Source organism: Streptomyces sp. NPDC039480 (assembly GCF_055597165.1).
The window spans coordinates 87874-113172 of record NZ_JBVITX010000001.1 but is presented as its reverse complement, the minus strand read 5'-3'; the positions used below and the strand labels follow the sequence as shown (position 1 = coordinate 113172).

The window sequence follows — 25299 nt, the reverse complement described above, 5'->3', positions numbered from 1 at the left end:
GCGAAAGGGAGGAAACCGCAGATCAGTGGCGTATGGGGCGGAGCACCATGGCGGTGCCGCCGGCGGTGTGACCGGCCGACACAAGGGGGCAAGATCGGACAGAAGTTACTTTTAGGTATGGCGTGACTTCCCATGCGGCCCGCAGTAGAACTCGTTTCGATTCGGCCAAGAGTGAGGAAGGTCACATGAGTACTGCATCCAAGCCCAGCAACCCACCTGATGGGGTGTCACGTCGAAGATTTCTCGCAGGAACAGGTTCTATTCTTGGTGCCGTCGCGCTTGCGGGCCACGCCGCGCCGGCCCGCGCGCTCGACGCCGCCCGCGTCCCCGCCCTGGTGATCGGCACCGGGTACGGCGGCTCCGTGGCCGCGCTGCGGCTCGCCGAGGCGGGCGTCGACGTGCACATGGTCGAGATGGGCATGGCCTGGGACACCCCGGGCTCCGACGGCAGGATATTCGCCAACACCACCAGCCCGGACGTCCGCTCCTACTGGCTGCGCACCAGGACCAAGCAGCCCCTCAGCAACTTCCTCGGCTTCCCGCTCGACAAGAACGTGCCGCGCCACACCGGGATCCTGGACGCCGAGGAGTTCGGCGGCATCACCGTCTACCAGGGCCGCGGTGTCGGCGGCGGCTCCCTGGTCAACGGCGGCATGGCGGTCACACCCCGGCGCGAGCACTTCGCCGCCGTCCTGCCCACGGTCGACGCGGGCGAGATGTACGGCACGTACTACCCGCGCGCCAACGCCGCCCTCGGCGTGAGCACCATCGACCCCGACTGGTTCGAGACGGCCGAGTGCTACCAGTACGCCCGGGTCGGCCGCAAGCACGCACAGCGCTCCGGCTTCGGGTTCCTCTTCGTGCCCGACGTCTACGACTGGGACTACATGAAGAAGGAGGCCGCAGGCACCGTCCCCAAGTCGGCGCTCGCGGGCGAGATCCTCTACGGCAACAACCACGGCAAGAAGTCCCTGCAGCAGACCTACCTCGCGCGCGCCAGGGCGACCGGCCGGGTCACCGTCTCACCGCTGCACAAGGTCACCTCGGTCGCCCCGGCGGCCGGCGGCGGCTACACCGTCACCATCGACCGGATCAACACCAGCGGTGACACCACGGCCACCACGTCCGTCACCGCCGACCGGGTCTTCTTCGCCGCCGGCAGCGTCGGCACCAGCAAGCTCCTGGTCAAGCTGAGGGCCACCGGCGCCCTGCCCCGCCTCAACGGCGAGGTCGGCAAGGGCTGGGGCGACAACGGAAACGTGATGTGCGGCCGCGCCAACCACATGTGGGACGCGACCGGCAAGCTCCAGTCGTCGATCCCCACGGCCGGCATCGACAACTGGGCCGCGGGCGGCGCCTTCGCCGAGGTCGCGCCGCTGCCCACCGGCATCGAGACGTACGCCTCGTTCTACCTGTCGATCACCAAGAACCCGCACCGCGCCGAGTTCACCTGGAACACCGCCGCGAACCGGGCCGAGCTGAACTGGCAGACCGCCTGGAAGCAGCCGTCGATCGACGCCGCCAGGACCATCTTCGACAAGATCAACGCCAAGGAGGGGACGATCTACCGCACCGACCTCTTCGGCACGTACAAGATCTGGGGCGACCACCTCACGTACCACCCGCTCGGCGGCGCGGTGCTGGGCAAGGCGACCGACAACTACGGGCGCCTGCACGGCCATCCGGGGCTCTACGTCGTCGACGGCGCCCTGATTCCCGGCAACACCAGCGTCAACCCGTTCGTCACGATCACCGCGCTCGCCGAGCGGAACATCGAGAAGATCATCGAGACCGATCTGTGAGCGGACCGCCCAAGGGTCGTCAGGGCTTGGGCAGCACGCACACCGTGTCGAGGCCGAGCACGTGATTGAGCCGGCCGAAGGCGAGCCACGACCCGATGCTCATGCTCAGCTCCACGATCTCGGCCTGGCTGTAGTGCGCGGTCATCCGCGCCCAGAACGCGTCGTCGAGGTGGTGGTGGTCCAGGGCGTACCGTTCGGCGTACTCCGCGGCCAGCCTCGTGCGGTCGTCGAAGGCGTCGGTGGTGCGCCACTGGGTCACCGCGTCGGCGAAGCCGTCCTCGACCTTCTGTCCGTCGCGCTCGGTGCGCCAGTCCAGGCAGAACACACAGCCGTTGATCTGTGCGATGCGCAGGCGCGCGGCCTCGAACTCCCTCAGCCCCAGGGTGGTGTGGGCGTACACGGCGAGGGAGAAGTTCGACGCGGCCGCCCCGATCCCGGGCACCATGTCGCCCCACACGTAAGGGATCGCGTCCTGGCCCTCGGGGATGTCGATGCGCAGGGGTCCGCTCACGGGTCACTTCCTTCCCAGTCGGCCGGCTGCCGGGCGCAGCGGGACGTCGAGCGCGTCATAGAGACCCGGTTCGGCGTGCACGAGCCAGTCGATGGCGTTCACCAGGCGGCCCACCGCCGTGGCGTTGCCGCCCGCCGAACGGTTCTCGTCCTCGTCGGTGGCCTCGACCGTGACCTCGACGCGCGGCCGGCCCTCGACGATCACACGGTGGGCGCCGTCGCCCCCGTCGGGCGGGGCAGGCCAGTCCGGCGCGCAGGACGGGTGGATGCGGGTGACGTGCTCGATGACGATGCGCGGTTCGCCCGCGACGATGCCCCGCACCTCGAAGCGCACGGCTCCCTGGGTGCCCGCCGCGAACTCCCCCATCGTCCGCGTGCGCACCGTCTCGTCGAGCGGCCGCCGCTCCAACGTCTCGCGTATCCCGTCGAGTTGTACGTCCAGTGCCCTGGCCATCAGCCTGATCTGTCCGCCCCACACCATGGTCGGGACCGAGGGCGCGAGCATCGGCGGCTCGTACTCCATCGGATGTCCCATGCCGATCAGGTGGCGGACCGAGTCCTCCTGGTCGTACGTCGAGTAGTCGAAGATCTCCTGGCAGCGGATCGCGTCGACGGTGGAGCCGAGCCCGCTCACCAGGAGCGGCAGGACGTCGTTGGCCCAGCCGGGATCCACGCCGGAGACGAAGAGCGAACCGCCGCCCTCCGCGACGGCCGCGAGCACCGGATCCCTGAACTCCGCCGGTGCGCCGAGGCGGTCGTAGAGGGCGTACAGCGCGGGCGTGACGACCACGGCACCGGACCGCACCGCCCTGACGACATCGGCGAGCGCCTCGTCGGGACGCAGATCACCGGAGGCCGCGTACACCACGGCGCGCGGCCTGGCGGCGAGGACCGCCCCGACGTCACCCGAGGCCCGCACCCCCAACTCGCTTCCCATACCCGCCAGTTCACCCGCGTCACGGCCTATCTTCGCGGGGTCGTGCACGAGCACCGCCGCGAGCGTCAGCTCAGGGTGGGCCTCGACGGCGCGGACGGCCGCCCGGCCGACATTGCCGGTGCCCCAGACCACCGTGGGAATCATGCGCGGAGGGTAGCGAGGGCCGTCGACGGTTGACAGAGGCGCGGCCCGAGAAGAAAAGAAACGTCCTCTTCCACGCCTCTCCGAAGTCTTGTACCGCCGGTACGCTTTACGCATGCTCCTGGGGCGTTCGGCGGAATGTGCTCGTCTTCTCGCTCTCATCGACAAGGCACGCGGGGGCGAGAGCAGCGCCCTGCTCATCCGCGGGGAAGCCGGCATCGGCAAGACCAGCCTCGTCGGCTATGTCGCCGAGCAGGCCGACGACCTGCTGCGGCTCGGCACCCGCGGCGTCGAGGTCGAGTCCGACCTGCCGTACGTGGGCCTCGCCGACCTGCTCCGGCCCGTCCTGCACTTCCTCGACCGCATACCGGAGCGGCAGGCCGCCGCGCTCACCGGCGCGCTCGCCCTCGGACCCGCCGTCGCCCAGGACCGGTTCGCGGTCGCCGCAGGCACCCTCAGCCTGCTCGGCGCGCTCGCCGAGGACGGCCCGGTCCTGGTCACCGTCGACGACGCGCACTGGCTCGACTCGTACTCCCTGGACGCGCTCGCCTTCGCCACCCGCAGGCTGGGCCGCGAAGGCGTCGTCGTGCTGTTCACCGCGCGCGACGAATCGGAGGAGGCCGTGGCCCGGCTCGCCTCCGTCGAGACGTTCACCCTCACCGGCCTCGACCCCGAGTCCGCGCACCGGCTCATCGCCGAGGAGGGCACCGCCGAACTCACCGAGCAGGAGGCGGCCCGGCTCCTCGCCGAGGCGCGCGGCAACCCTCTCGCCCTCATCGAACTTCCCGCGCTCCTCGCGGGCAGCGGCGCCGGTGACGACGACGGCGAAGGCTCCGGAGCGCCCCTGCCCATCGGCGAGATGCTGGCCCACACCTTCGGCAGCGCCGTGGCCCGGCTGCCCTCGGAGGCACAGGACGCCATGCTGCTGCTCGCCGTCCTCGGCACACGGCCGCTCGCGGGCACCGAGGCGGCGCTGCGGGCACACGGGCTCAGTTACGAATCCCTGGAGGCGGCCGAGGAAGCCGGCCTGGTCGTCGAGGAACGCGACGGCTACGCCTTCCGGCACCCGCTGGTCCGCTCGGCGGTCTACCACGGCGCGACACCCGTGCGCAGGCGCCGCGCCCACCACGCCATCGCCCGCTCCCTGCAAGGAGCGACCGCCCCCGCCCTGGAGCAGTACGCCTGGCACCTGGCCGCGTCGGGCGCCGAGCCGGACGAACACGTGGCGTCCCTCTTGGAGAACGCCGCCTCCGGAGCACCCGAAACCCTCGCGTACCCGCTGGCCTCACGGCTGTATGAGCGGGCCGCGCGCTTCACCCCAGCGGGGCAGCACAAGGCGGAGCGGCTGTTGTGCGCGGCCCGCGCCTCCCAGGCGGCCGGGTCGCTGAACGAAGCGGCCACGATCCTGGACCGCGCCCTGGAGCACGCCGAACAGCTCGGCACCCAGCTCGACATCCGGCAGCTCCGCTGCTACCTCGACGTGCAGCGCGGCCGCCCCACCCGCTCGCGCGAGCTGCTCAGGTCCGCCGCCGCCGAGGCGGAGAAGGTCGACCCGGCGCTCGCCGCGATCATGCTGGGCGGCATCGCGCTCACCGAGCTCGCCGTCGGCGACCTCACCGCGGCCCGCGGGACCTCCGCCGCGGCGATGGCCCTCGCCGACTCCACCCACGAGACGCTGCTGCCCGTGCGTCTCCTGCGCACCCTCGTGCTGCTGCTCGGCGGCGACGCGGAGGCGGGCCGCGCGCTCCTGCGCGAGCTGGCGGAACCCCTCGCCTCACCGGACCCCGTCTTCCCCTACCCGCTCGCCGGGGTGGGCGGCCTCTGCCACCTCGCCGCCGAAGAGCTCGACGAGGCGCACGACATGCTGGACCGGGCCGCGTACACCGCGCGGAGCTCCAGCGGGGTGGGGCTGCTCTCGCACCTGCTGTGCACGCTGTCGGTCGTCGAGTTCTGGCGGGGCCGCTGGACGACGTCGCTCGCCCACGCCGACGAGGCGGTGCGGCTCGCCGAGGCCAGCGGCCAGCTGATCGAGGTGTCGCGCGGGCTCCCCGCCCTGGTCAAGACCGAGGCCGTCCTGAACCGCGAGGAGGACTGCCGGCGGCACGCGGCACAGGCCATGGAGTGGGCCGCGTCGACCGAGCTGCAGATGGACGCGGCACGGGCGCTCGGCGGGCTCGGCCTCCTGGAGCTGGGTCTCGGCCGTTTCGAGGAGGCCGTGCACCACCTGGAGGAGGTGCGGGCCTTCTCGCAGCGGCACGGGCGGGGCGACGGCCTGTATCTGACGTGGGCGGCCGACCTCGCGGACGCGTACGTCCATCTGCACAGGACCGACGAGGCGCGTGACGTCCTCGAGGTCCTGGAGTACGAGGCGGGGCGCGGCCACCGTCCCGTCACCGCGGGGGCGGCGGCCCGCTGCCGCGGACTGCTCGAACCGGGCGATCCGGAGACGGCGTCACGGCACATGAGGCGCTCCCTGGCGCTGCTCTCCGAGCGCCCGGTGCCCTTCGAGCGGGGGCGGACCGAGTTCGCGTGGGGCGAGCAGCTGCGCAGGCAGGGCCGGCGCAGCGAGGCACGACGCCTGCTTGAGCGGGCGCTCGCCACGTTCGAGCGGCTCGGCGCGGCCGGGTGGGCGGCACGGGTGGCGGCCGAGCTGCACGCCGCGGGCGGCACCGAAGTGCGGCCGGAGCGTGCTCCGTTGGAGCGCCTCACGCCGCAGGAGCTGCAGGTCGCGCTGGTCGTCGGACGGGGTCTGACCAACCACGAGGTGGCGGAGCGGCTCTTCCTGAGCGTCAAGACCGTCGAGTTCCACCTGAGCAACATCTACCGCAAGCTCGACGGGGTGCACCGCAGGGCGCAGCTGGTCAGGCTGCTCGCTCAGGCCTCGGAGGTCTCGGGGGTCTGACCGCCGGGTGTCCCCGGCGCGTCGGACGCGCCGGGGAGCAGGCCCGACGCTTCGAACGCCTCGGTGACGCCCGGGAGTTCGAGCACTTCGGCGTCCCGGAAGAGCCGGACGGTGCGGGTCGCGGCGGTCCGGAGCGCGTCCTCGCTCCGCCCGCTGCGGTAGCTGTCCGCGATGACCTGCCGCACGGCGTCGGCACGGAGACCCGCCACGGTCAGCGCGGCGCCCACCGGCCGCAGGTCGGGCGCGACAGCGGTGACGATCAGCTCGGGCAGACAGCGGGCCGCACGCCGCTTGAGCGGCACCGGCAGGTCGCCCCACAGCCGTTCGAAGAAGCGGGAGAAGTACACGTGGTGGTGGTCCTCGTCCCGCGCGTGGTCGCGGACGACGTCGCGCACGACGGGCAGCACCGCACGGTCCCCGGGCACTTCGTTCAGGACCGGTGTGACGAGCGTCTCGAAGACGACGACCTGGAGCAGCTGCGCCAACAGCGGCTCCCCGGGCAGGAGTTCGGAGCCGATTCCGTCGAGCTGGCGCAGGAACGGGTCGAAGGCGTAGGGCAGCGGCGGGATGCCGGTCGCCTCGGCGAGCTGCTCGACGAGGTCGAGACTGAAGAGGGCGTGGTAGCCCTCGTCGCAGTAGATGCGGTACGCGTCCAGTCGCACCGCGGCGGGCAGCGCGAGGCCGGTGCGGCCGTCCGCTATGCGCTCGGTGGCGCGGTTGACCACGCGGGTCTCGAAGTGGGCCGTGAACGTCAGGTACTGGTAGAGGTGCCGGGCCAGGAGTTCGCGGCGGCGCCGGTCGGGGAGGGCGCGGACCAGCGGGTGGCTCCAGTACGGCACCAGGTGGGGCGGGAAGAGCCTGGTGGCGGGGTCCAGGGGTCCCACCACGGTGCGGTGGGGGCCGCTGCGCACACCCGACCGCTGGTACCAGTCGGCGCCGGGTCTGGCCCCTGTGCCGGTGTCGGTCTCCGCTTCGGCATCCGCGCCGGGATCGCTGTTCGTCATCTCTTCTCTGATGTCGGCTCTCTCTCACAGCGCACGGGGGCATCTCAAGAAGCGGCTCGTTCGTCGGACGGCATGGCCAACGGCCGTGCTTTCAGGCGCACTTGGTCGGCCGCTGCGTCCAGACGGGCGGCGCATTCGGCGGGCGTGCCAGCCTCGCACAGGACGTACGCGTACCGCTGGAGATGACCCAAAGGCGGTACCCCGCGTTCGTCGCCGGGCGCCGCCAGGGCCGCGGCCCGCAGCAGCCCCTTGGCCGCGTCGACCTCGGGTACGGTCACGTGTTCCACCCGGCAGTGCTCTTTCGGGTGGAGGAACCGGATGCCGGCGGTGCGGGTCAGGGCGGGCGTGAGGCGGGGCGGGATCCGCAGGGCAACGTCCACGGCCACGAGGCCCGGGTCGATGCCCGTCGCCAGGGAACCGAGGTACGGGACGAGGTCGCCGCCGAGCCGTCCGTTCACCTCGACGACAGTGAACCCGCGTGCGGTCAGGCGCACTTGGGTGTGCGTCATGGCGTCGTTGACGCCGAGCACACGGTGGGTCTTCGCGAGCACCCAGCGCAGCGCAGGGTCGTTCAGGAGCGGATCGTCGGCGCTCACCAGGTGACCGGTCTCCTCGAAGTACGGGGAGAGGGCGCCCTCCTTGCCGGAGAGCCTGCGGGCGAGGAAGAGGGGCGTGTAGCGGCCTTCGTGGACCACGCCGTCGACGCTGATCTCGGACCCGTCCAGGTACTCCTCGACGAGGATGCCCACGCGGTACGTCGGAACACCCGGCCAGTGCGCGGCCCGCGCCTCGGCGAACAGGTCCCGGAGTTCGGCCGCCGAGCGGACCAGTGCGACGCCGCTGCCCGCGCCGAGGCCGCGGGGCTTGACCACCACGGGGTAGCCGATCCACTCGGCCGCGGCGGCCGCCTCCGCGAGGTCGGCGACCACGGCGTGCCGGGGCTGCGGGAGTCCGGCGTCACGCAGCAGGGCGCGGGTGCGGTGCTTGTCGCGGCAGTTGCGCACGGCGGTGAGGGATGGCCCCGGTACGTCGAGGGCCTCGGCGAGCCGGGCCGCGGGCAGGATCAGCGCCTCTTCGTGGCAGAGGACGCCGCGCACCTTTCTGACGTCGGTGACCTCGCGGGCCGCGCGGATCAGGGAGTGCGGGTCGGTGGGGTCGACCTGGGTCGAGCCGGTCAGGTGCGGGGCCTGCCAGGTGGGGGCCGCCGCGTCGAGCAGCCAGAGGTCGGCGCGGAGCGCTGCGGACCGCAGCAGGTATTCGCGGTACTCCTGGATGCCGCTGCCGACGACCAGGACGGTTCCGGCGGCCCGGTCCGCTCCGGTGACCTCGATGATTCCGGTGGCCGGGGCCTCTCCGGCGACCGGGGCCTCTCCGGTGGCCGGGGCCTCTCCGGCGGGCTTCATCGGCCCTCCTCCGCCGGGCACCCGCTTCGCCCGGCGTCTGCGCCCGCGCCCGCGGCCATGCCCGTGACCACACCCGTGCCCCCGACAAGGGCGTAGGCGGTCCGGTCCTCGACCGGGCCGTCGGGGCTGAACCGTACGAGTTCCAGGCCCACTTCACGCTGTCGTCCGGCACCCCGGAGCCGTACCCGCGACAGTGCGGTGCGCCCGACCCTGACGATGTCCCGCACCCGAGCGGGGGTGCCGTCGGGCACCCCCGTCCCCCGCCCTCGCGACGGTCGCTCCCCCGATCCTCGGCGGACCACCCGTGCGTACACCCCCGTAGTACGTCCGGTCACCGGTTCTTCCCCCCGATTCGGTGTTTTCAGGTCCGCCGCGGTTCCGCGACCGTGGGTACACCATGGACCCGTACACGGGCGGGGGCGACCGTGAAAACCCTGGGGTCCGGGGCCGGGGGCCGGGGTGGGCGGCCGGGTCCCGCGGGGCGGGCGGGGCGAGTGGGGCGTACGACCTCGAACGCGGGGCGCGTGAACCGTTGGTTCCGCGGTTCAACCACTTCGGCCGGCGACCGAACCCAGGGTTTTCCTCGGGCTGCCCCGAGGCCTGGGCCCCGCTCTCCGGCCGGACATCACGGGGTGACAACCGTAGGTTGACACCCTCTCAAGTGTCAACCTACGGTTGTCACATGACGCTTCCCGACGGCACCACCCCTCCCCCTCCGGTCCGCCTCGACGACCTCATCGAGGCCATCAAGAAGGTCCACACGGACGCCCTCGACCAGCTCTCCGACGCGGTGATCGCCGCCGATCACCTCGGTGACATCGCCGACCACCTCATCGGCCACTTCGTGGACCAGGCCCGGCGCTCCGGTGCTTCGTGGACCGACATCGGCCGGAGCATGGGCGTCACCCGGCAGGCGGCCCAGAAGCGGTTCGTCCCCAAGAAGCAGGGGGAAGCGTCGGACCTCGACCCCAGCCAGGGCTTCAGCCGCTTCTCCGAGCGCGCCAAGAAGACGCTGATGGCCGCGCACGAGGAGGCCAAGACCGCGGGGCACGCCGAGGTCCGCACCGAGCATCTGCTCCTGGGCCTGCTCAGCGAGCCGGAGGCGGTGGGCGCCCGGGCGATCACCGCACGGGGCGTCTCCCTGGACGACGTGCGCACCGCTGCCGTCGAGGCGCTGCCCGCGCCGGCCGCCGAAGTGCCCGCCCTCGTTCCGTACGACGCCTCGTCGCGCAAGGTCCTGGAGCTGACGTTCCGCGAGGCCCTGCGGCTCGGGCACAACTATGTAGGTACGGAACACCTGTTGCTCGCGCTCCTGGAGCACGAGGACGGCACGGGTCCGCTCTCGGGCCTCGGCCTCGAGAAGGCCGCCGTGACGACCACGATCACCGAGTCGCTAGAGCTTCGCTAGAGACCGGCGTCCCTGGTTCCGCCCTCGACCTGCGGGTTGTCTAGACCCATTGACAGCCTTTGTCCGGCTCCCTAGTGTCCCCAGCACCGCTCGAAGAACCACACCGCACATCGATCATGCGTGGGGGGCTCGTGGACAGCACAGCTGGTACCGGCGACATCGGAATGGCGGCCCCCCAGAATCGAGAAGGCCTGCCGGTCGTCAGTCTCGACCAGGCGCATTCACCACAGAAGGTCCTCGCCCACGGCGAATTGCTGCGCCGCTTCGTCGCGGGCGAGGAGATCAAGCCGGTCCACATGCGGATCGGCATCATGGGCGCCTGCAATATGCGGTGCAATTTCTGCAACTTCCACTCGCCCAACGAAGAGCAGTTCTACGACCTGTTCTCGTTCAAGGATTCGATCGCCACCGACAAGGCGGTCACGCTGCTCCGCGAGTTCGCCGCGAACGACGGGCGTGCCGTGACGTTCTGCGGCAGCGGCGAGTGCACCATCCACCCCGGGTACGCGGAGATCTGCGGGGCCGGCCACGCGGCCGGACTGCGCATCGGGCTGATCACCAACGGCTCGCGCCTCGGCCGGCCGAAGGTCGCCGACTGTGTCGCCGAGACCCACACCTGGGTCCGCATCGGTCTGAACGCCGGCACGGAAGCCACCTTCGACGACATCACGCGGGACCGTGAGCAGACGTTCTCGAAGTTCATCGGCTCGGTCGGCAGGCTCAGGGAGAAAGCCGTCGCCCCGGACTTCCGCATCGGCTTCAACTACGTCATCACCCTGCAGAACTACCGGGAGATCATGGAGGCGGCCCGTATCGCCCGTGAGTCCGGCGCGCATTACGTACGGTTCGAGCCCGAGTTCTACAGCGCACTCGGCCACGAGACCATCGAATCCGTGCTGCCGGAGATCTCCGAATCCCTCCGCCACGCCGCCGCACTCTCCACGGACGCCTTCGAAGTGTCGGTGCCGAAACTGGACCGCGGCCCGATGGACCAGGTGGAAGAGGTGGAGGGCGACTTCGAGCACTGCCACTACAGCCGTTTCGTCACGGCAGTCGGCGCCGACGGAAATCTCTATCCGTGCCCGCAGGTGCACCTCAACAGCCGCTATCTGATCGGCAATGTCGTCGAACAGGGATACTCGGAAGTCCTGGAGGGCGGACCGCGCGCCGAGTGGGAGGCGTCCAACCCGCGCAGGACCGACCTGTGCAAGTCGTGCTTCTACCGCCCGCAGAACGAACTCCTGGAACTCCTCAAACGCGGCCAGATCAAACTCGACGAGGCGCTGGACGCCTACGCGCTGGAAGTGCCGAGCACCCTGCACGGCGACTTCGTCTGAGCCGGCCGCATGCAGCTACGTCACCTCCGCGGGCTCCTCGCCACCGAGCCCGCCCTGCGCCACGCGAAGAGCACCGACGACCACGCGGCCCGGGCCGCCCGGGTGCGGGCCGTCGTCGAGCGGCTGGCCCGCGTCGAGCGCGCCCCGCTCACCACCGCCGAAACGACCGTCTCCATGCGGGACGGGCTGCGTCGCGAGCGGCTCCTGCTCGAATCGCCCGTACGCGGCTCCTTCCACGGCACCCTCCTCGCACCGGCGGACGCCTCGCCGGACACCTCACCGACCGCCCCACCGACCTCCTCGCCCCGGCCCGCCGTCCTCGTCCTCGGCGGCAAGAACGCCCGCCTGGACCAGCTCACCGGCGACGTGCCGCCGGACCACCCCGACCGCAACATCGCCGAGCAGCTGGCGCACGCCGGTTTCGTCACGCTCTCCTTCGACCACGGCATCGGCGGCGACATGGACGCCGGGCGCAGGGCAGGGCGGGACGAAGGGACGCTGCTCGCCCACGCGTTCACGCTCACCGGACGCTCCCTGCTCGGCGCCCTCACCGGTGACGCCCTGGGTGCGCTCGACGTCCTCGCCGCGCATCCGCTCGTCGACCCGCGCCGCGTCGGCCTGTTCGGCCACAGTCTCGGCGCGGCCGTCGCCCTCCACACCGCTCTGCTCGGGGGGCGCGAGGGCATCCCGCTCTGCGCGGCCAGCCACCTCGGCAGCTATCAGGCCTTGTACGAACGGCTGTTGACCGGCCACGAGGGGGCGGTGCTGCCCGGCATCCTGGAGTACGCCGACCTGCCCGACCTGTACGGCGCCCTCGCCCCGGCGCCGCTCCAGCTCCAGTACGGCACGGCCGACTCCTACCTGGAACCCGCCGACGCGCGCGCGGCGGCGGACACGGTCCAGGAGGCGTACGCGGCCGCCGGTGCCGAAGCGGAGGTCCACGGGCTGCCCATGGGGCACGGCACCCACGTCGGTCACGCGGCCGACTTCTTCACCCGCACGCTCGCCGAGTCCGCACCCGACAGTCCCGTCGTACCGGCCCAGCGCATCCGTTTCGAGGTGTCCGAGCGGCGTGCCGTGCTCGACCGCGTCGACGCCGCGCTCGCCTCGGGCATCCTCACGCAGGGTCCGCTGGTGGCCCGCTTCGAGGAGCTCGCCCGCCCCTGGACCGGCGGGGACACGGTGGCGGTCGCATCCGGTTCGGCGGCCCTGGAGATCGCGCTGCGCGTCATCGGTGTGGCGGGCCGCACGGTGCTCGTGCCGGTCAACACGTTCTTCGCGACGGCGGCCGCAGCCGTGCGCGCCGGTGCGGCCGTGCGCTTCGTCGACATCGAGCTCGACGGCCTCGGCATGGACCCGGACGCCCTGCGCGCCGCCCTCGACCGGCACCCCGACACCGCCGCCGTCCTGCCGGTGCACATCGGCGGCATCGTCGCCCCCTCCCTCGACGTGACGCTCGCGGCGTGCGAGCAGCGCGACATCCCCGTCGTGGAGGACGCCGCGCACGCCTTCGGAGCGACGCTCGGCCGGCGCCCGGCCGGTGGCTTCGGCCGGTTCGGTGCCTTCTCCTTCTTCCCCACGAAGGTCGCGATCAGTGGCGAGGGCGGGCTGCTGTCCGCCGCGTCGGCGGCCGACCTGGAGCAGGTGCGGCGCTGGCGCGACCACGGAAAGAGCGCCCAGGGCTCCACGCTGCACGACCGGCCCGGCGGCAACTGGCGGCTGAGCGAACTGCACGCCGCCGTCGGCACGGTGGACCTGGAGCGCTTCTCCCACACCCTCGCCGCACGCCGCGCGCTCGCCGCCCGGTACGACGCGCTGCTCGCCGACGTGCCCGGCGTCCGGCCGCACACCGTGCCCGAGACGGCGGGCAGCAACTACTACAAGTACCTCGCCTACCTGCACCCCGACGCGCCACTGGACCGCCCGCTCCTGAAGAAGCGGCTCCGGGAGCGGCACGGCGTGTCCCTGGCCGGTGAGGTCTACCACCATCTCCTGTGCGACCACCCGCAGTTCGCCCCGCAGCGTCGGCAGGACGCCGAGGACGGCCCCTTCCAACGGGCCCGCTGGTTCGCACGGCGCCACATCGCCCTGCCGTTGTACCCGTCCCTCACAGAGGCCGAGCAGCTACGGGTCGTCGCCGCGCTCCGCAGCGAGCTGCCGTGACCGCCGTGCTCTCCGCGTTCCGCCGGGGCGAGTGGCGCACGTCCCTGGACCGGGCTCCCCTGCCGGGGCCCGGAGGGCGGGAGCTCGCGCTGGTCCCGGAGATCGTCGCCGACGCGGACCGGCGATGGTGGGACAGCACCCTGCCCGGCCCGCCCCTCCTCACCGGCCGCCGCCAACTCCTGCTCGACGCGCTGGAGTTGTTCGACCGCGGCGCCGTCACCGTGGGAGGCGTCGGCGAGCAGAGCGCCGAGGACTTCCGCGCGGCGCTGTGGGAGAGCGCGGGGCTGCCGGGACCGCTGGTCGACCGGTGGTGCGCGATGCTGCGGGACGGCCTTCTGAAGCGCGGTGACCCGCCCGAACCCGATGGGCGGCTGGCCCTCGTCGCGCTGCCGGGCAACACCTTCACCTGCCTGGAGTCGGTCTGCGACCAGGCCGAGCGCTCGGCGGGCGTGTGGCTGCGGCCGAGCCGACGCGAACCGCTCTCCGCCGCCCGGTTCGTCGCCGCGCTGCTCGCGGCGGGCTGGCCCCCGGCCAGCATCGGCCTGTACCCCGCCGAACAGCGCGCCCTGCCGGGCCTTCTGCGGCTCACGGACCGGCACGTCGTCTACGGAGGCGCCGGACTCGCCGCGACACTCCGCGCTTCCCCCGCGCTCACCCTGCACGGCCCCGGCCGGGGCTGCGCGCTCGTGCCGCGGGGTATGCCGGCCGACGAGGCGGTGGCGTGGCTGCTGCCTTTGGTGGCGGCGGACTCGGGGCGGTTCTGCAGCAACGTACGTACTGTCGTGTGCGAGACGCCCGGCGCGGCGGAACAACTGGCCTCCGCGCTGGCCGCCGCCCTCGACGCCCTGCCCCCGGACGGCGCGTGGCCCCTGACCGCCTTCCGCGAACCGGGCGCGGCGGAGCAGGCGGCCCGCACCGTCCACGACCGCCTCCGCCCCGGCGACCGCGTCCTGACCCGCCGACCGCCCGTGCTGACCAGCGCGGCGAACGACGTGTACGCGCTGCCCCAACTCACCTTGCTGGCTGGTCACTTCACCCACAGCACCCTTTCCCATCCCCTGATCGGCCACGAGGTCCCCTTCCCCTCCGCCGCCGTCCTGAGCGCCACCCCCGAGGCCGCGCGGGCCATCACCGCCGCCTCCCTGTTCGTGTACCGCCCGGCGAAGCGAGGCCCCGTATGACCACCGTCCTCGGCACCCTGTCCGACACGCTGCGCGAGCGCGTCCCGGAGCTCGGCGTGGACCTCGACACATGGACGCGCCGCATGATGCGCTGGCACTTCGACCCGGAGACCGGCAGCCCCTTCTGGGTCGCGCGGCGCACCACGCTCGGCTTCGACCCGGTCGAGGACATCGGCGGCTTCGCCGACCTGACGCGCTTCGGCCTCTTCGACAAGGCCGAGCTGCGCGCCGCGCACGCCCGCGACCTGCGGCCCCGCGGCTACCGCGACCGGCCCTTCCGGGTCTTCGAGACCGGGGGCAGCACGGGCGCTCCCTGCCGGATCGTCAACGTCACGCGCCTCGCGTACGACGTGGAGATCTACCGCACAGTTCTCGAAGCGCGCGGTGTGGCCGGCGGTGACGTGCTCGCCATGACGCCGAGCGGGCCGCACGCGTACGGGCACTTCGTGGAGGGCCTGGCCGACAGCTGGCGGGGTGCCGTGCACGCCATCGACTTCGATCCGCGCTGGGTGAAGGCCGCCCTGCGCTCGGGCGGCGAGGCCGGGGCCTACACCGCGCACCTGATCGACCAGACCCTCGCCCTGCTGGCCGCCGAGCGCCCCACGCTGCTCTTCACGACCTCGCGGCTGCTCGTCGAGCTCGCGATGCGGCTGCCCCGCCCCCTGCACACGTACGGCATCCGTGCCGTGTGCACCGGGGGCACCTCGTGCAGTGCCGCCGAGGCCGAGTTCCTGCGCGAGGAGCATCTGCCGGGCGTGCAGTGGATCGACACGTACGGCAACACGCTGGTCGGCCACGCGCTCCAGGCCGACGCGGCGGCGGGCATGGCGGCGGGCACACCGGACGTGCCGGGCGGCACCGGGCACTCGTACCATCTGCCGCCACCCTTCGCCGTGTTGACGGTCGTCGACCCGGCCGACCCGTGGCGCGAGGTCGAGGTCGGGCAGCGGGGCCGCGTGCGCGCCACGACGCTCCTGGAGGACCTGTTCCTGCCCAATCTCCTGGAGCGGGACAGCGCGGTCAGGACCGGGCCGCATCCGTGGTTCCCCTGGGACGGGGTCGCCGCCGTGCGGCCCTTCCGTGAGTCCGGGGCCGCCGAGGAGGCGGTGGAAGGCGTCTACTGACCGGTCCACCGGCCGGTCCACCGACCGATGGATCGAGGGACACGCATCGTGAACCTGTCGTCGAACGGCGTACCCATACCCTGCACGCCGGAGCTCTTCGGCCCGCTGCGGCCCAGCTCCGACCTGCTGGAGCCGAGAGACCCCGGGGCGCTCCGGGAACGGCTGCACGCGGACGGTTATCTGTATCTGCCAGGTCTGCTCGACCGTGCGGAAGTGCTGCGGCTGCGGGGCTCGTACTTCTCCCTCTTCCCGCCGGGCCTGCTGGCGGCGGGCACAGGGGCGGAGGAGGGGGTGTTCTCGGGGCGGGTGCCCGAAGGCGTTCCGGAGTACGGGGTGGCGGGGCACCCGGCGTACGCGTTCGTACGCTCTCCTCACTTCGACCGCTTCGTCACCGACCCCGCCCTCTCCACCCTCGCGGCCCAACTCCTCGACGCCGATGCGGAGATGCTGCCGCGCCGCATCCTGCGCCACTTCCACCGGGGCACGCGGCGCGCCTCCCGCGCGCACGTCGACTATGACTACATGGACAAGGGCTCCCCGCGCGTCGTCACCTTCTGGATTCCCGTCGGCGACTGCCCGCCGCGCACCGGCGCCCTGGTCTACCTGGAGGGCTCCCACCGGCTGCCGCCCGAGGAGTACGCCCCGCTGCGCGACGTCACCGACCGGCCGGGCGACCGTCGCCAGATCTGCCACGACCTGGAACTGACCGCCCGCACGCTGGGGCGCCGCTGGCTGTGCGCCGATTTCGCGGCGGGCGACGTCATGGTGCACCTGCCCCGCATCATCCACGCGTCCCTGGACACGACGACGCACGCCATGCGCCTGTCCGTCGACACCCGTTTCGTACGCTCCGGCGACACTCCTGACCCACGCTGGCTCCGCCCCTGGTCGGCGGACGACGGGGCGTGAGCCCCTTCAGAGTCTGACGGCTCGCCCTCCGGCCGCGTCCGAGCGTTCCGCCGCGACGATCACGTCGTCGACGAGGCGGGCCTCGGCGACCGGGCAGGCCGGGCTGGTGCCGGTCGCCACCGCGGCCGCGAAGTCGGCGAGCAGCGGCTGGTGGGGGTTGGCCGGCGGGGGCAGCAGGAGAGGTGACCCGTCGACGCCTTCGAGGTGGCCCGAGTCGAGCGGGTCGAGCGTCACGGTGCGTCCGCCGCCGCTGAGCCGGACGCGGTCCACGGGCGGCCCTTCGCTCCACTCCACGAGGCAGTGCGCCCGGAGCCCGGACGACCAGCGCAGGACGAGCCGGGCCTGCCGCTCCGCGCCGCGCGGGAAGCGCCGGCCGAGCCGGGCCGTCACCTCGTCCGGATGTCCGAACAGGTGGAGCAGCAGATCGATCCGGTGGCTCCCGGCGTCGGCGAGGACCCCGCCGCCGGACACCGCCGGATCGGTGCGCCAGCCCATCGGGTCGCCGGGCCCCGGCTCGAAGGCGCTGCGGAACCGCACCTCGACCCGCTCGGGCGTCCATCCGCCCAGTTCCTCGCGCAGCCGCCGCACGGCGGGGGCGAGCCTGCGGTAATAGGCGACGCCCGAACACCGCCCCGTCGTGTCGAGTGCTCCTCCGGTGCCGAGGCCGCCCGCGAGCGGCTTCTCGATCAGCACGGGCAGCCCCTCGTCCAACACGGCCCGGGCGACCGGCACATGGAGCACGACGGGGGTGGCGACGTACACGGCGTCGACGCCGGACAGGAGGAGGTCGGGGTCGGCGCCGGACCTCGCGATCCCGTACCGCTCGGCGGTGCGGGCGGCGCGGTGCGGGTCGCGGCCCCAGAGCGCCACCGGTTCCTCGCCGAGCGCGTGCAGGGCGGGCAGCACGCGGCGCGTCACGATGTCGCCGTATCCGGCGATGCCCCACTTCATGCGCTTGCTCGTCGGCCGTTCAGGGGACGATCGCCACCTTCAGGGTCTCGGGCGGCGGCCCGTCGTAGGGGGCCTGTCCGGCGTCGGGGTAGAGGGAGCGGCTGGCGGAGAGCTGCTCCAGGGCCTTGGGGAGTTCGTCCAGGGAGTAGGTGTGCGTGTGGAGGTCGGGCAGGCGCAGCGAGTCGGTGCGCCGGTGGGCGAGCCGTTCGGCGGTGGCGAGCGCCTCGGCGCGCGCGGTGTCCAGCGGCTCCGCGGAGCTGTGCACGCGCAGCCCCTTGCGCTCCCAGGTGACCAGGTCGACGGTGACGTGCGTGTCGACGTGGTGCGTGCCGAGGAGGACGACGAGGCCGTTCTGCCGTACGAGACGTACGCAGGCGTTGAGGGTCGTGGGGGTGCCGACGGCGTCGACGGCCACGTCGAAGTCCGCGCCGACGGATGCCAGTTGTTCCGCGCTGCCGTCCACGCGGCGCACGTCGTCGGCGCCCGCGGCGGCCGACCGTTCGAGCCGCCAGTCGTCGAGGTCGACGGCGACGGCCTCGACGGCCCCGCGCGCCAGCGCGACCCGCAGCGCCAGCTGCCCGACGGGCCCCTGTCCGACGATCGCGACGCGGTCGCCGAGCCGGATGCCGCGGGTGGCGTGCACGGCCAGCGGCAGGAGCTGGAGGATCGCGCCCTGTTCGAAGGGCACGTCGTCGGGCAGCGCGCCCACGGAGATCTCGCGGGCCAGCGCGTAATCGGCGTACCCGGTGGTGAGCGGGGTCCGCACGAAGACCCGCTGCCCGGGTACGACACGGCGGACGCCCGCGCCGGTCGCCTCGACGACTCCGGCGATCTCGTGGCCGAAACACCCCTGGGAGCAGTGCTCGCGCAGGCCGAAGTAGTGGTAGTAGGCGAGGTCGCTGCGGTTGCAGACCGTGCAGGCCCGGACGCGGACGAGGACCTCGGACGGTCCGGGTTCCGGCACCGCGACATCGGTGACCAGCCTGATGTCGCGCCTGCCGACGAGCTCGTACCTGCGCATGGCCCTCTCCCCTCAGCGGATGCGATCTGCGTGAAGCCCCAAGGATTCCCCAACTCTCGCCCCGACATGGTGGATTCGCCCGCCTCGACCTGTTCCGACTCCTTGACAGCCCTGTTTGGTACGAGCCAATATCCACTATCCGATTGGCCTGGACCAATCAGCAGGAGCCCCGCCGCACACCCGCACCCCCCGTGCACCCCGCACACCCTGTGCCCCGTACGTCTCCCGTACGTACCCGCAACTTCGGAGGTCGCGCCATGGCATCGAGCAGTGACCCGGCTCTGGAGCACCTCGCCCACTCCGTGCTGCAGCCCGGCTTCGAGGGCACCACGGCCCCCGACTGGGTGCGCCGCAGGATCTCCGAGGGCCTGGGCTCCGTCGTGCTGTTCGCACGGAACATCGAGACGCCCGAGCAGGTCGCGCGGCTCACCTCGACGCTGCGCGCGGAGAACCCCGACCTGATCGTCGCCATCGACGAGGAGGCGGGCGACGTGACGCGCCTGGAGGCGTGGACCGGCTCGTCCCGCCCCGGGAACCTGGCCCTCGGTGCCGTCGACGACATCGACCTGACCGAGCGTGTCGCCCACGACATCGGCCGTGACCTGCACGCGGCGGGCGTCTCGCTCAACTTCGCGCCCAGCGCCGACGTGAACTCCAATCCGCTCAATCCGGTGATCGGCGTACGCTCCTTCGGCTCCCGCACCGACGTCGTCTCCCGCCACACGGCCGCCTGGATCCGCGGCCTCCAGGAGGCCGGCGTCGCCGCCTGCGCCAAGCACTTCCCCGGCCACGGCGACACGGTCGTCGACTCGCACTACGGGCTGCCCCAGGTGAAGGGCTCGGCCGAGGAGATCGCGCTCACCGCGCTGCCGCCGTTCATCGCGGCGATGGAGGCGGGGGTGCGCGCCGTGATGACCGCGCACCTGCTCGCCCCCGCCTACGACCCGGAGCTGCCCGCGACCCTCAGCCACCGCATCCTGGTGGAGCTGCTCCGCGGTGACCTGCACTTCGACGGCCTCGTGGTCACCGACGGCATCGAGATGGGCGCCGTCACCGACCGCTACGGCATCGACGGCGCGACCGTGAAGGCGGTGGCGGGCGGCGTGGACGCGGTGTGCGTGGGCGGCGAGAGCGCCGACGAGTCCACGTTCGACCTGCTTTCCACGGCTCTGGTGAAGGCCGTGCTCGACGGCACGCTGCCCGAGGACCGCCTCGCCGAGGCGAGCACGCGCGTACGGCAGTTCGCCGCCTGGTCCGGCGAGCGGTCCCGGGCGGTGGGGCGCGCCCCGAAACCCTCCGAAATCGGCGCCATCGGCCTGGTCGCGGCCCGCCGCGCGGTGCGGGTACGCCACCGTGTCGGCACGGCGAACGCCGCGCTGCCCGTCGCCGGCGTCCCGCACGTCGTGGAGCTCTCCCCCACGATGAACCTCGCCGTCGACGGCCACACCCCGTGGGGCGTCGCGGGACCGCTGCGCGACCTGCGCCCCGGCACGACATCCGTACGCCTGACGGAGGCCGAACTCGCGCACTCCGTCGATGTGTTGAACCGCGAGGCGCTGACCCCGGCGCGGGGCCGCGCGCTGGTCGTCGTGGTCCGCGACGCGGCCCGTCACCGCTGGATGACCGACACCCTCAACCGCATCCTGCGCAGCCGCCCCGACGCCCTGGTCGTCGAGATGGGCGTCCCCGCGGGTGACGCGCTCGGCGCCACCCACCTGATCACCCATGGCGCGACGCGCGTCTCGGGTATCGCGGCGGCGGAGCTGCTCGCGGGGGCGGCGGGCTGACCCGCCGCCCCCGCTGTGCGCGATCGCGGCCGCTAGCTCTTCAACGGTCCCTCGCAGCTGAAGTCCGCGCTGCCCGCGCGCCGGTCGGACCAGATGTCCACCTCGCCGAACGAGCAGTTCATGTCGGTGAGGTTGTTGTCACCGGCCAGGGAGCGGTCGAGCAGGAAGTAGTCCACCGTCTCCGACATGTCCTCGAAGACGGCGTCGGGGTCGTCGGCCGCGGTGAGGTTCGCGGTGATCCTGCCCGTGCAGGTGTACCGCGGACGCTCCGGTGCGTCGTTCGAGCGGCAGTCGGGGGTGATGCCCGTCGTCGCGGCGATGGAGGTACGGACCTGGGCGGCGGTGGTGTCGCGGAGCTCGCCGACCGGCACGTACTTCGTGTCGGGCACGAAGAGGTCGTCGACGTGCGCGATCTGCTTGTCCAGGAAGGCGTCGTACCGGCTCTGCAGGCCGCGGTCCTCGCCGAGCCGGTCGCGCCAGGCGTCGAAGGCCGCCGGGTCGTCGGCCCGCAGGTGCCGGTACATCTCCTTGATGAGGGCGGGGCGTTCGGTCCACAGGAACTCGAAGAACGTGCCGGCGTAGTCGTAGAAGCGGAAGCCGTCCCCGTCGTAGGTGGCGTGCAGCAGCTGGTCCACGGTCATCCTGGGGCCGCCGTTCGCCGTGTCGTCGATGATGCCCTGGACCAGTGACCTGCGGACCTTGATGCCGTCGTCACGGGTGGCGCCGTCGAAGAACTCCGCGGTGCCCTCGTCCATGGCGGTGGTCCGGTCGCCCTCGTACCAGGGGCCCTCGCCGAAGAAGCCCGGCACCGCCCAGCGGCCGTTGAGGTAGTGCGTGTACTCGTGGCGGAACAGCTCCTCCAGCGTCAGCGTGGAGTCCTGCGGGACGCGCCGCTGGTAGGTGTAGAAGGTCGCGCCGCGCTCGATGTAGACGCCGCCGTTGTTGGTGTCCATCCCGGTGAGCAGCGGGTGGTAGTTCTCGTAGTCGGCGCGTGAGGCGTAAAGGACCGTCGTCAGTGTGGTGTTGGGGTCGCCCGCGAGCGGCGCCTCGGTGCCGACGACGCGGTGGAACTGTGCCTTGACCTGCTTGCTCGCGTAGTACAACTGGTCGACGGTCCGCCGGTCCAGCGCCGTGCGGACCTTCATGCCGCCCATGTCGTACGTATAGGTCTGCGGGAAGACGCGGCGCTCGATGTCGGCCTTGCACACGTTGTACGGCGCACAGGCGTCGAACTCGTTGAGCCACAGGGCCACCTTCGCCCAAGGGGCGCTGCCTTCACCGAAGTTGCGTACGGTGACGGGCACCAGGCCGCCGAGCCCGGAGACGATCTCGCCGGTGAGCCCGTCGATCTGGCCGAACCTGCCGTACTCGCTCAGCGCGTCCCGCACCACCCAGGCGTTGCCCGTGCCCTTGAGGTGGGTGTGTCCGCCGAAGGCCTTGAAGGCGGCGCGGTAGGACGGATCGGCCTTCACCGCCGCGTGAAAGGCGGCGTCCCTGTTGCCTGGGTACACGCCGAGGTAGCTCAGGGAGAGCCCGGCGAGCGCGGACCCGGCCCAGGCGGGGTCCTTGGCCGTTTCGGGATGCTTGGCATCCATGGTGGCCAGAACCCGTTTGATGAGGGGCAGTTGGTGCTGCCGCAGCCCCGGCGCACTGGCGGCGTAGAGCGCCTCGCGCAGCGAGTCGGCGTTGGTGCGGGTCACGTCGAAGGTGCGGGCGGCCGAGCCGAAGGCGGCGACGGCGCGGCGCATCGCGTCCACGGTCGGCGCGTCGGTGACGTCGATCTCGTCGTGCGAGAAGTCCTGGTAGGCGACGGCGTGCAGATAGGTGAGCAGCTCCAGGAGGTTGCTGCCGTTCCTGCCGTCGTGGGCCGCCGCGAGGCGGGTGACGCGGCCGGAGACCGCCTGGACGTGCGCGTCCGACATGACGGGGGCGAGGCGTGGGTCCCAGGTCCAGACGAGGGTGCGCAGACAGCCTTCGGCGGTGACCGCCGGGTCGGCGAGGAAGTCGGCGAACCGCTCGGGCGACAGGCCTGTGACGCCGTCGAGGGTGCAGGGCGCGACCGCGGCATCCGCCGTGACCTGCTTCTTCTCGGGCTTCGGCGTGCGGGCGCCGGGGATCCGGCCGTCCTTGAGTCCGCCGGGCGCGGGGATCCGGTAGGCGCTCGGCTTGGGGGCTTTCGCCCTGCGGTCGACCACGTCGTGGGGGCTCGGTCCGGCAGGTGCGGACGACGTGGTCGAGGTGGTGGTCGTGCGGGGGTCGGGTTTTGGGGGGGACGGTTCGGCCGCGTTTCCGTACGGGGCGGCCGAGACGCAGAGGGTCGCCGCTATCGCGCCGGCGAGGACGGATCTGCGCAGGGTTCGTAGACGTGGCTGGGACACCGAGGGCTCCTGTGTGGGAGGTGGGGGCGAGAGGTGACGTCACGCTGAACTGGCGCGTGGGCGACCCCAGTTGAGAGCCGCCGCCGCGTCATGTGATGCGTAACGTAGTAATGTGAAATTGCACTGACAACCCCTCAGGAGCACCCGGCCGTAACGGAATTACTGGCTCAGGAGTGGGGCGTCACCTCCGCCCCCGGCTCGCGCAGGCTCCGCAGGAGGAGCCAGCCGAGGGCGGGCAGCGCGATCAGCGGCGCGAGGGCCACCCGCAGGGAGGCGGCGTCCGCGACGGCTCCGATCAGCGGGCTCGCCAGGCCGCCGATGCTCACGGTGAGACCCAGCGTCACACCGCTCGCCGTGCCCATGCGGCGCGGCAGGTAGTCCTGGCCGAGCGTGATGTGCAGGGAGAACGGCACGTACAGGCCGGCCGAGACGAGCGCGACGAAGACGTACAGGAGCGGCCCGGGGACGAGGACGACGCCCGCCACCGCGAGGACCGTCGCCGCGTACGACCACCGGACGACCGGGATACGGCCGTACCGCGCGGCGAGCCGCCCGCCCGCGACGGTGCCGACCGCGCCGCCGAGGTAGAGCACGAACAGCGCGACGGTACCGGCGGCCGCACCGCCGCCGGTGCGCTCCCGCACGTACAGCGCGATGAACGTACTCAGCCCGGTGAAGACGATCGAGCGGCAGACGACGGCACCGGACAGCTTGAGGAAGGACGGCCAGTCGTCCTCGGCGACCGGGGCGGGTGCGCCCTTCGAGCCCCGGGGCGCGCCCTCGTCGGCGGTGGCCTCCCGCGCCCTGACGCTCCGCAGCGCGGCCACGCACAGCACGGCCCCCGCGAGGGCGGGGACGACCAGGAGCGGCGACGCGCGCAGGCCGCCCGTCGCGACGACGGCCGAGACCAGCAGGGGCGCGGCCGCGAAGCCGACGTTGCCGCCGAGCGAGAACCAGCTCATGGCCGTGTGGCTGCCCCGGCTCACCTGCCGCGCCACACGCGCGGCCTCCGGGTGGTACGCGGCGACGCCGATGCCGGACACGGCGACGGCCAGCAGGGTCAGCGGATAGTTCCCGCCGACCCCCGCGAAGGCGACGCCGACACCGCCCACGAGCGTGCTCACCGGCAGCAGCCACGGCATGGCCCACTTGTCGGTGAGCGCGCCGAACAGCGGCTGCACCACGGAGGAGAGCAGCGAGGCGGCGAGCACGATGCCGGACGCGGCGGCGTAGCTGTAGGCACGCTCGGCGACGAAGAACGGGACGAGGGCGGCGACGGCGCCTTGGTAGATGTCCACGCAGGCGTGGCCGAGGGAGAGGAGGGGGATGGGGCCGGGGCGGGCGCGAGGGCCCGTGCGGGACGCCTTTACGCGGGGGGCGCCCAGAGGGCGTGCGTACTGACGTGAGGGTGAGGGCTGGTTCGTCGACACCGCCTCATCCTCGCCACGCCCCCGGCTGGCCTGCTTCCGATAAAGTGCCAACCTGTGCCGAAGATCCGCCAAACCTCTCCGAGCGGCGATGGCACCTTCCCGTCCATCCGCCACACCCCTCAAGCCCCCACCGACACCCGGGAACTCGCCCCCGGAGAGCGCATCGACGCGCACCGCCACGACGACCACCAGATCATCTACGCGGGCTCCGGCGTCGTCGCCGTCACCACCGACGCGGGCACCTGGTTCGCGCCGGGCACCCGGGCCATCTGGGTGCCCGCGGGATGCGTCCACGCGCACCGCGCCCACGGCCACCTCGCACTGCACCTGCTCGGCCTGCCCGCAGGCACGAACCCGCTCGGCCTCGACTCCCCCACCGTCCTCGCCGTCAGCCCGCTCCTGCGCGAACTGATCCTCGCCTGCACCCGCGCCCCGCACGACGAATCCCCGGAGCGCCGCCGGCTGCGCGCCGTTCTCCTCGACCAGTTGCGCGCGTCACCGCAGCAACCCGTGCAGCTGCCCACCCCGGCCGACCCCCGCCTCGCCGCCGTCTGCGACCTGTTGCACGGCGATCCCGCCGACCCGCGCGGCCTGGCCGAACTCGCCGCCGCCGCGGGGGCCGGCGAACGCACCCTGAGCAGGCTTTTCCGCCGGGAGCTCGGGATGACGTTCCCGCAGTGGCGCACCCAACTGCGCCTCTACCACGCGCTGCGCATGCTGGCCGACGGCATGCCGGTCACCACGGTCGCGCACCGCTGCGGCTGGTCGTCCACCAGCGCGTTCATCGACGTGTTCCGCCGAGCCTACGGATACACGCCCGGCGCGCATCAGCGCCGCGCCTGACCTCCCGCCCCCTTCCGGCGAGATCATCAACTCCCTTTAGCTGACGCACTCTTGGCAGCACCAGTGCC

General features: G+C 72.5%; 18 protein-coding genes. 10 read left to right on the top strand and 8 right to left on the bottom strand.

Annotated features, from left to right (window positions below; all coding sequences use genetic code 11):
* The first annotated feature begins 185 nt into the window (after positions 1-185).
* Entirely contained in the window at positions 186-1802 is a 1617-nt protein-coding gene (locus ACZ56E_RS00485; RefSeq protein ID WP_471209186.1) for a GMC oxidoreductase, read from the top strand.
* 19 nt (positions 1803-1821) lie between these two features.
* Here ACZ56E_RS00485 and ACZ56E_RS00480 read toward each other — a convergent pair whose 3' ends face one another.
* Positions 1822-2247, bottom strand: coding sequence for a carboxymuconolactone decarboxylase family protein (locus tag ACZ56E_RS00480; protein WP_471211450.1), 426 nt, complete (start codon positions 2245-2247; stop codon positions 1822-1824).
* A gap of 69 nt (positions 2248-2316) precedes the next feature.
* A complete protein-coding gene (locus ACZ56E_RS00475) occupies positions 2317-3393 on the bottom strand; it encodes an NAD(P)H-dependent amine dehydrogenase family protein (RefSeq protein WP_471209183.1) in 1077 nt (358 codons plus the stop codon).
* A gap of 112 nt (positions 3394-3505) precedes the next feature.
* On the opposite strand from ACZ56E_RS00475, the gene ACZ56E_RS00470 reads away from it, so the two are divergent.
* A complete protein-coding gene (locus ACZ56E_RS00470; protein ID WP_471209180.1) occupies positions 3506-6292 on the top strand; it encodes a helix-turn-helix transcriptional regulator in 2787 nt (928 codons plus the stop codon).
* Here ACZ56E_RS00470 and ACZ56E_RS00465 read toward each other — a convergent pair.
* Together ACZ56E_RS00465 and ACZ56E_RS00460 are read right to left on the bottom strand one after the other, a co-directional pair.
* The gene (locus ACZ56E_RS00465; RefSeq protein WP_471209177.1) at positions 6265-7296 is read right to left on the bottom strand and encodes a diiron oxygenase; all 1032 of its coding nucleotides are present in this window, start codon (positions 7294-7296) and stop codon (positions 6265-6267) included. The two genes, ACZ56E_RS00470 and ACZ56E_RS00465, sit on opposite strands and share 28 nt — an antisense overlap.
* Before the next feature lie 44 nt (positions 7297-7340).
* Positions 7341-8699 (bottom strand): ATP-grasp domain-containing protein, encoded by a 1359-nt coding sequence (locus tag ACZ56E_RS00460; RefSeq protein ID WP_471209174.1) that lies wholly within the window; start codon positions 8697-8699, stop codon positions 7341-7343.
* A 682-nt stretch (positions 8700-9381) separates the two neighbouring features.
* On the opposite strand from ACZ56E_RS00460, the gene ACZ56E_RS00455 reads away from it, so the two are divergent.
* The 6 genes from ACZ56E_RS00455 (at position 9382) to ACZ56E_RS00430 (ending at position 16821) form a co-directional block, all read left to right on the top strand.
* The gene (locus ACZ56E_RS00455; RefSeq protein WP_471209171.1) at positions 9382-10107 is read left to right on the top strand and encodes a Clp protease N-terminal domain-containing protein; all 726 of its coding nucleotides are present in this window, start codon (positions 9382-9384) and stop codon (positions 10105-10107) included.
* A gap of 131 nt (positions 10108-10238) precedes the next feature.
* Positions 10239-11444 (top strand): radical SAM protein, encoded by a 1206-nt coding sequence (locus tag ACZ56E_RS00450; protein WP_471209168.1) that lies wholly within the window; start codon positions 10239-10241, stop codon positions 11442-11444.
* A 9-nt stretch (positions 11445-11453) separates the two neighbouring features.
* Positions 11454-13607, top strand: coding sequence for a DegT/DnrJ/EryC1/StrS family aminotransferase (locus ACZ56E_RS00445; protein WP_471209165.1), 2154 nt, complete (start codon positions 11454-11456; stop codon positions 13605-13607).
* Positions 13604-14788, top strand: a complete 1185-nt coding sequence (locus tag ACZ56E_RS00440) for a hypothetical protein (protein WP_471209162.1) — start codon at positions 13604-13606, stop codon at positions 14786-14788. The genes ACZ56E_RS00445 and ACZ56E_RS00440 overlap by 4 nt, the downstream gene beginning before the upstream one ends.
* A complete protein-coding gene (locus ACZ56E_RS00435) occupies positions 14785-15912 on the top strand; it encodes a phenylacetate--CoA ligase family protein (protein ID WP_471209159.1) in 1128 nt (375 codons plus the stop codon). The genes ACZ56E_RS00440 and ACZ56E_RS00435 overlap by 4 nt, the downstream gene beginning before the upstream one ends.
* A gap of 48 nt (positions 15913-15960) precedes the next feature.
* Positions 15961-16821, top strand: a complete 861-nt coding sequence (locus tag ACZ56E_RS00430; protein ID WP_471209156.1) for a phytanoyl-CoA dioxygenase family protein — start codon at positions 15961-15963, stop codon at positions 16819-16821.
* Positions 16822-16827: 6 nt separating this feature from the next.
* Here the strand turns inward: ACZ56E_RS00430 and ACZ56E_RS00425 are convergent, their stop codons facing one another.
* Together ACZ56E_RS00425 and ACZ56E_RS00420 are read right to left on the bottom strand one after the other, a co-directional pair.
* Positions 16828-17772: a Gfo/Idh/MocA family protein gene (locus ACZ56E_RS00425; RefSeq protein ID WP_471209153.1), complete on the bottom strand. Its 945-nt coding sequence runs from the start codon at positions 17770-17772 to the stop codon at positions 16828-16830.
* Between the two features lie 19 nt (positions 17773-17791).
* Positions 17792-18793 carry a zinc-dependent alcohol dehydrogenase gene (locus tag ACZ56E_RS00420; protein WP_471209150.1) on the bottom strand — a complete coding sequence of 334 codons (1002 nt, stop codon included), beginning with the start codon at positions 18791-18793 and terminating at the stop codon, positions 17792-17794.
* A 257-nt stretch (positions 18794-19050) separates the two neighbouring features.
* On the opposite strand from ACZ56E_RS00420, the gene ACZ56E_RS00415 reads away from it, so the two are divergent.
* A complete protein-coding gene (locus tag ACZ56E_RS00415; protein ID WP_471209148.1) occupies positions 19051-20580 on the top strand; it encodes a glycoside hydrolase family 3 protein in 1530 nt (509 codons plus the stop codon).
* Positions 20581-20612: 32 nt separating this feature from the next.
* Here ACZ56E_RS00415 and ACZ56E_RS00410 read toward each other — a convergent pair whose 3' ends face one another.
* Together ACZ56E_RS00410 and ACZ56E_RS00405 are read right to left on the bottom strand one after the other, a co-directional pair.
* On the bottom strand, positions 20613-22958 hold the full coding sequence (locus tag ACZ56E_RS00410) for a collagenase (RefSeq protein WP_471209145.1): 2346 nt from the start codon (positions 22956-22958) through the stop codon (positions 20613-20615).
* A 167-nt stretch (positions 22959-23125) separates the two neighbouring features.
* Positions 23126-24286 (bottom strand): MFS transporter, encoded by a 1161-nt coding sequence (locus ACZ56E_RS00405; protein ID WP_471211448.1) that lies wholly within the window; start codon positions 24284-24286, stop codon positions 23126-23128.
* Positions 24287-24442: 156 nt separating this feature from the next.
* On the opposite strand from ACZ56E_RS00405, the gene ACZ56E_RS00400 reads away from it, so the two are divergent.
* Positions 24443-25231 (top strand): AraC family transcriptional regulator, encoded by a 789-nt coding sequence (locus tag ACZ56E_RS00400; protein WP_471209142.1) that lies wholly within the window; start codon positions 24443-24445, stop codon positions 25229-25231.
* Positions 25232-25299: the final 68 nt, after the last annotated feature.

Coding starts and splice junctions, on each gene's coding strand:
- ACZ56E_RS00485 (WP_471209186.1), top strand. CDS start 186: ATGAGTACTGCATCCAAGCCCAGCAACCCACCTGATGGGGTGTCACGT.
- ACZ56E_RS00480 (WP_471211450.1), bottom strand. CDS start 2,247: ATGGTGCCCGGGATCGGGGCGGCCGCGTCGAACTTCTCCCTCGCCGTG.
- ACZ56E_RS00475 (WP_471209183.1), bottom strand. CDS start 3,393: ATGATTCCCACGGTGGTCTGGGGCACCGGCAATGTCGGCCGGGCGGCC.
- ACZ56E_RS00470 (WP_471209180.1), top strand. CDS start 3,506: ATGCTCCTGGGGCGTTCGGCGGAATGTGCTCGTCTTCTCGCTCTCATC.
- ACZ56E_RS00465 (WP_471209177.1), bottom strand. CDS start 7,296: ATGACGAACAGCGATCCCGGCGCGGATGCCGAAGCGGAGACCGACACC.
- ACZ56E_RS00460 (WP_471209174.1), bottom strand. CDS start 8,699: ATGAAGCCCGCCGGAGAGGCCCCGGCCACCGGAGAGGCCCCGGTCGCC.
- ACZ56E_RS00455 (WP_471209171.1), top strand. CDS start 9,382: ATGACGCTTCCCGACGGCACCACCCCTCCCCCTCCGGTCCGCCTCGAC.
- ACZ56E_RS00445 (WP_471209165.1), top strand. CDS start 11,454: ATGCAGCTACGTCACCTCCGCGGGCTCCTCGCCACCGAGCCCGCCCTG.
- ACZ56E_RS00435 (WP_471209159.1), top strand. CDS start 14,785: ATGACCACCGTCCTCGGCACCCTGTCCGACACGCTGCGCGAGCGCGTC.
- ACZ56E_RS00425 (WP_471209153.1), bottom strand. CDS start 17,772: ATGAAGTGGGGCATCGCCGGATACGGCGACATCGTGACGCGCCGCGTG.
- ACZ56E_RS00420 (WP_471209150.1), bottom strand. CDS start 18,793: ATGCGCAGGTACGAGCTCGTCGGCAGGCGCGACATCAGGCTGGTCACC.
- ACZ56E_RS00415 (WP_471209148.1), top strand. CDS start 19,051: ATGGCATCGAGCAGTGACCCGGCTCTGGAGCACCTCGCCCACTCCGTG.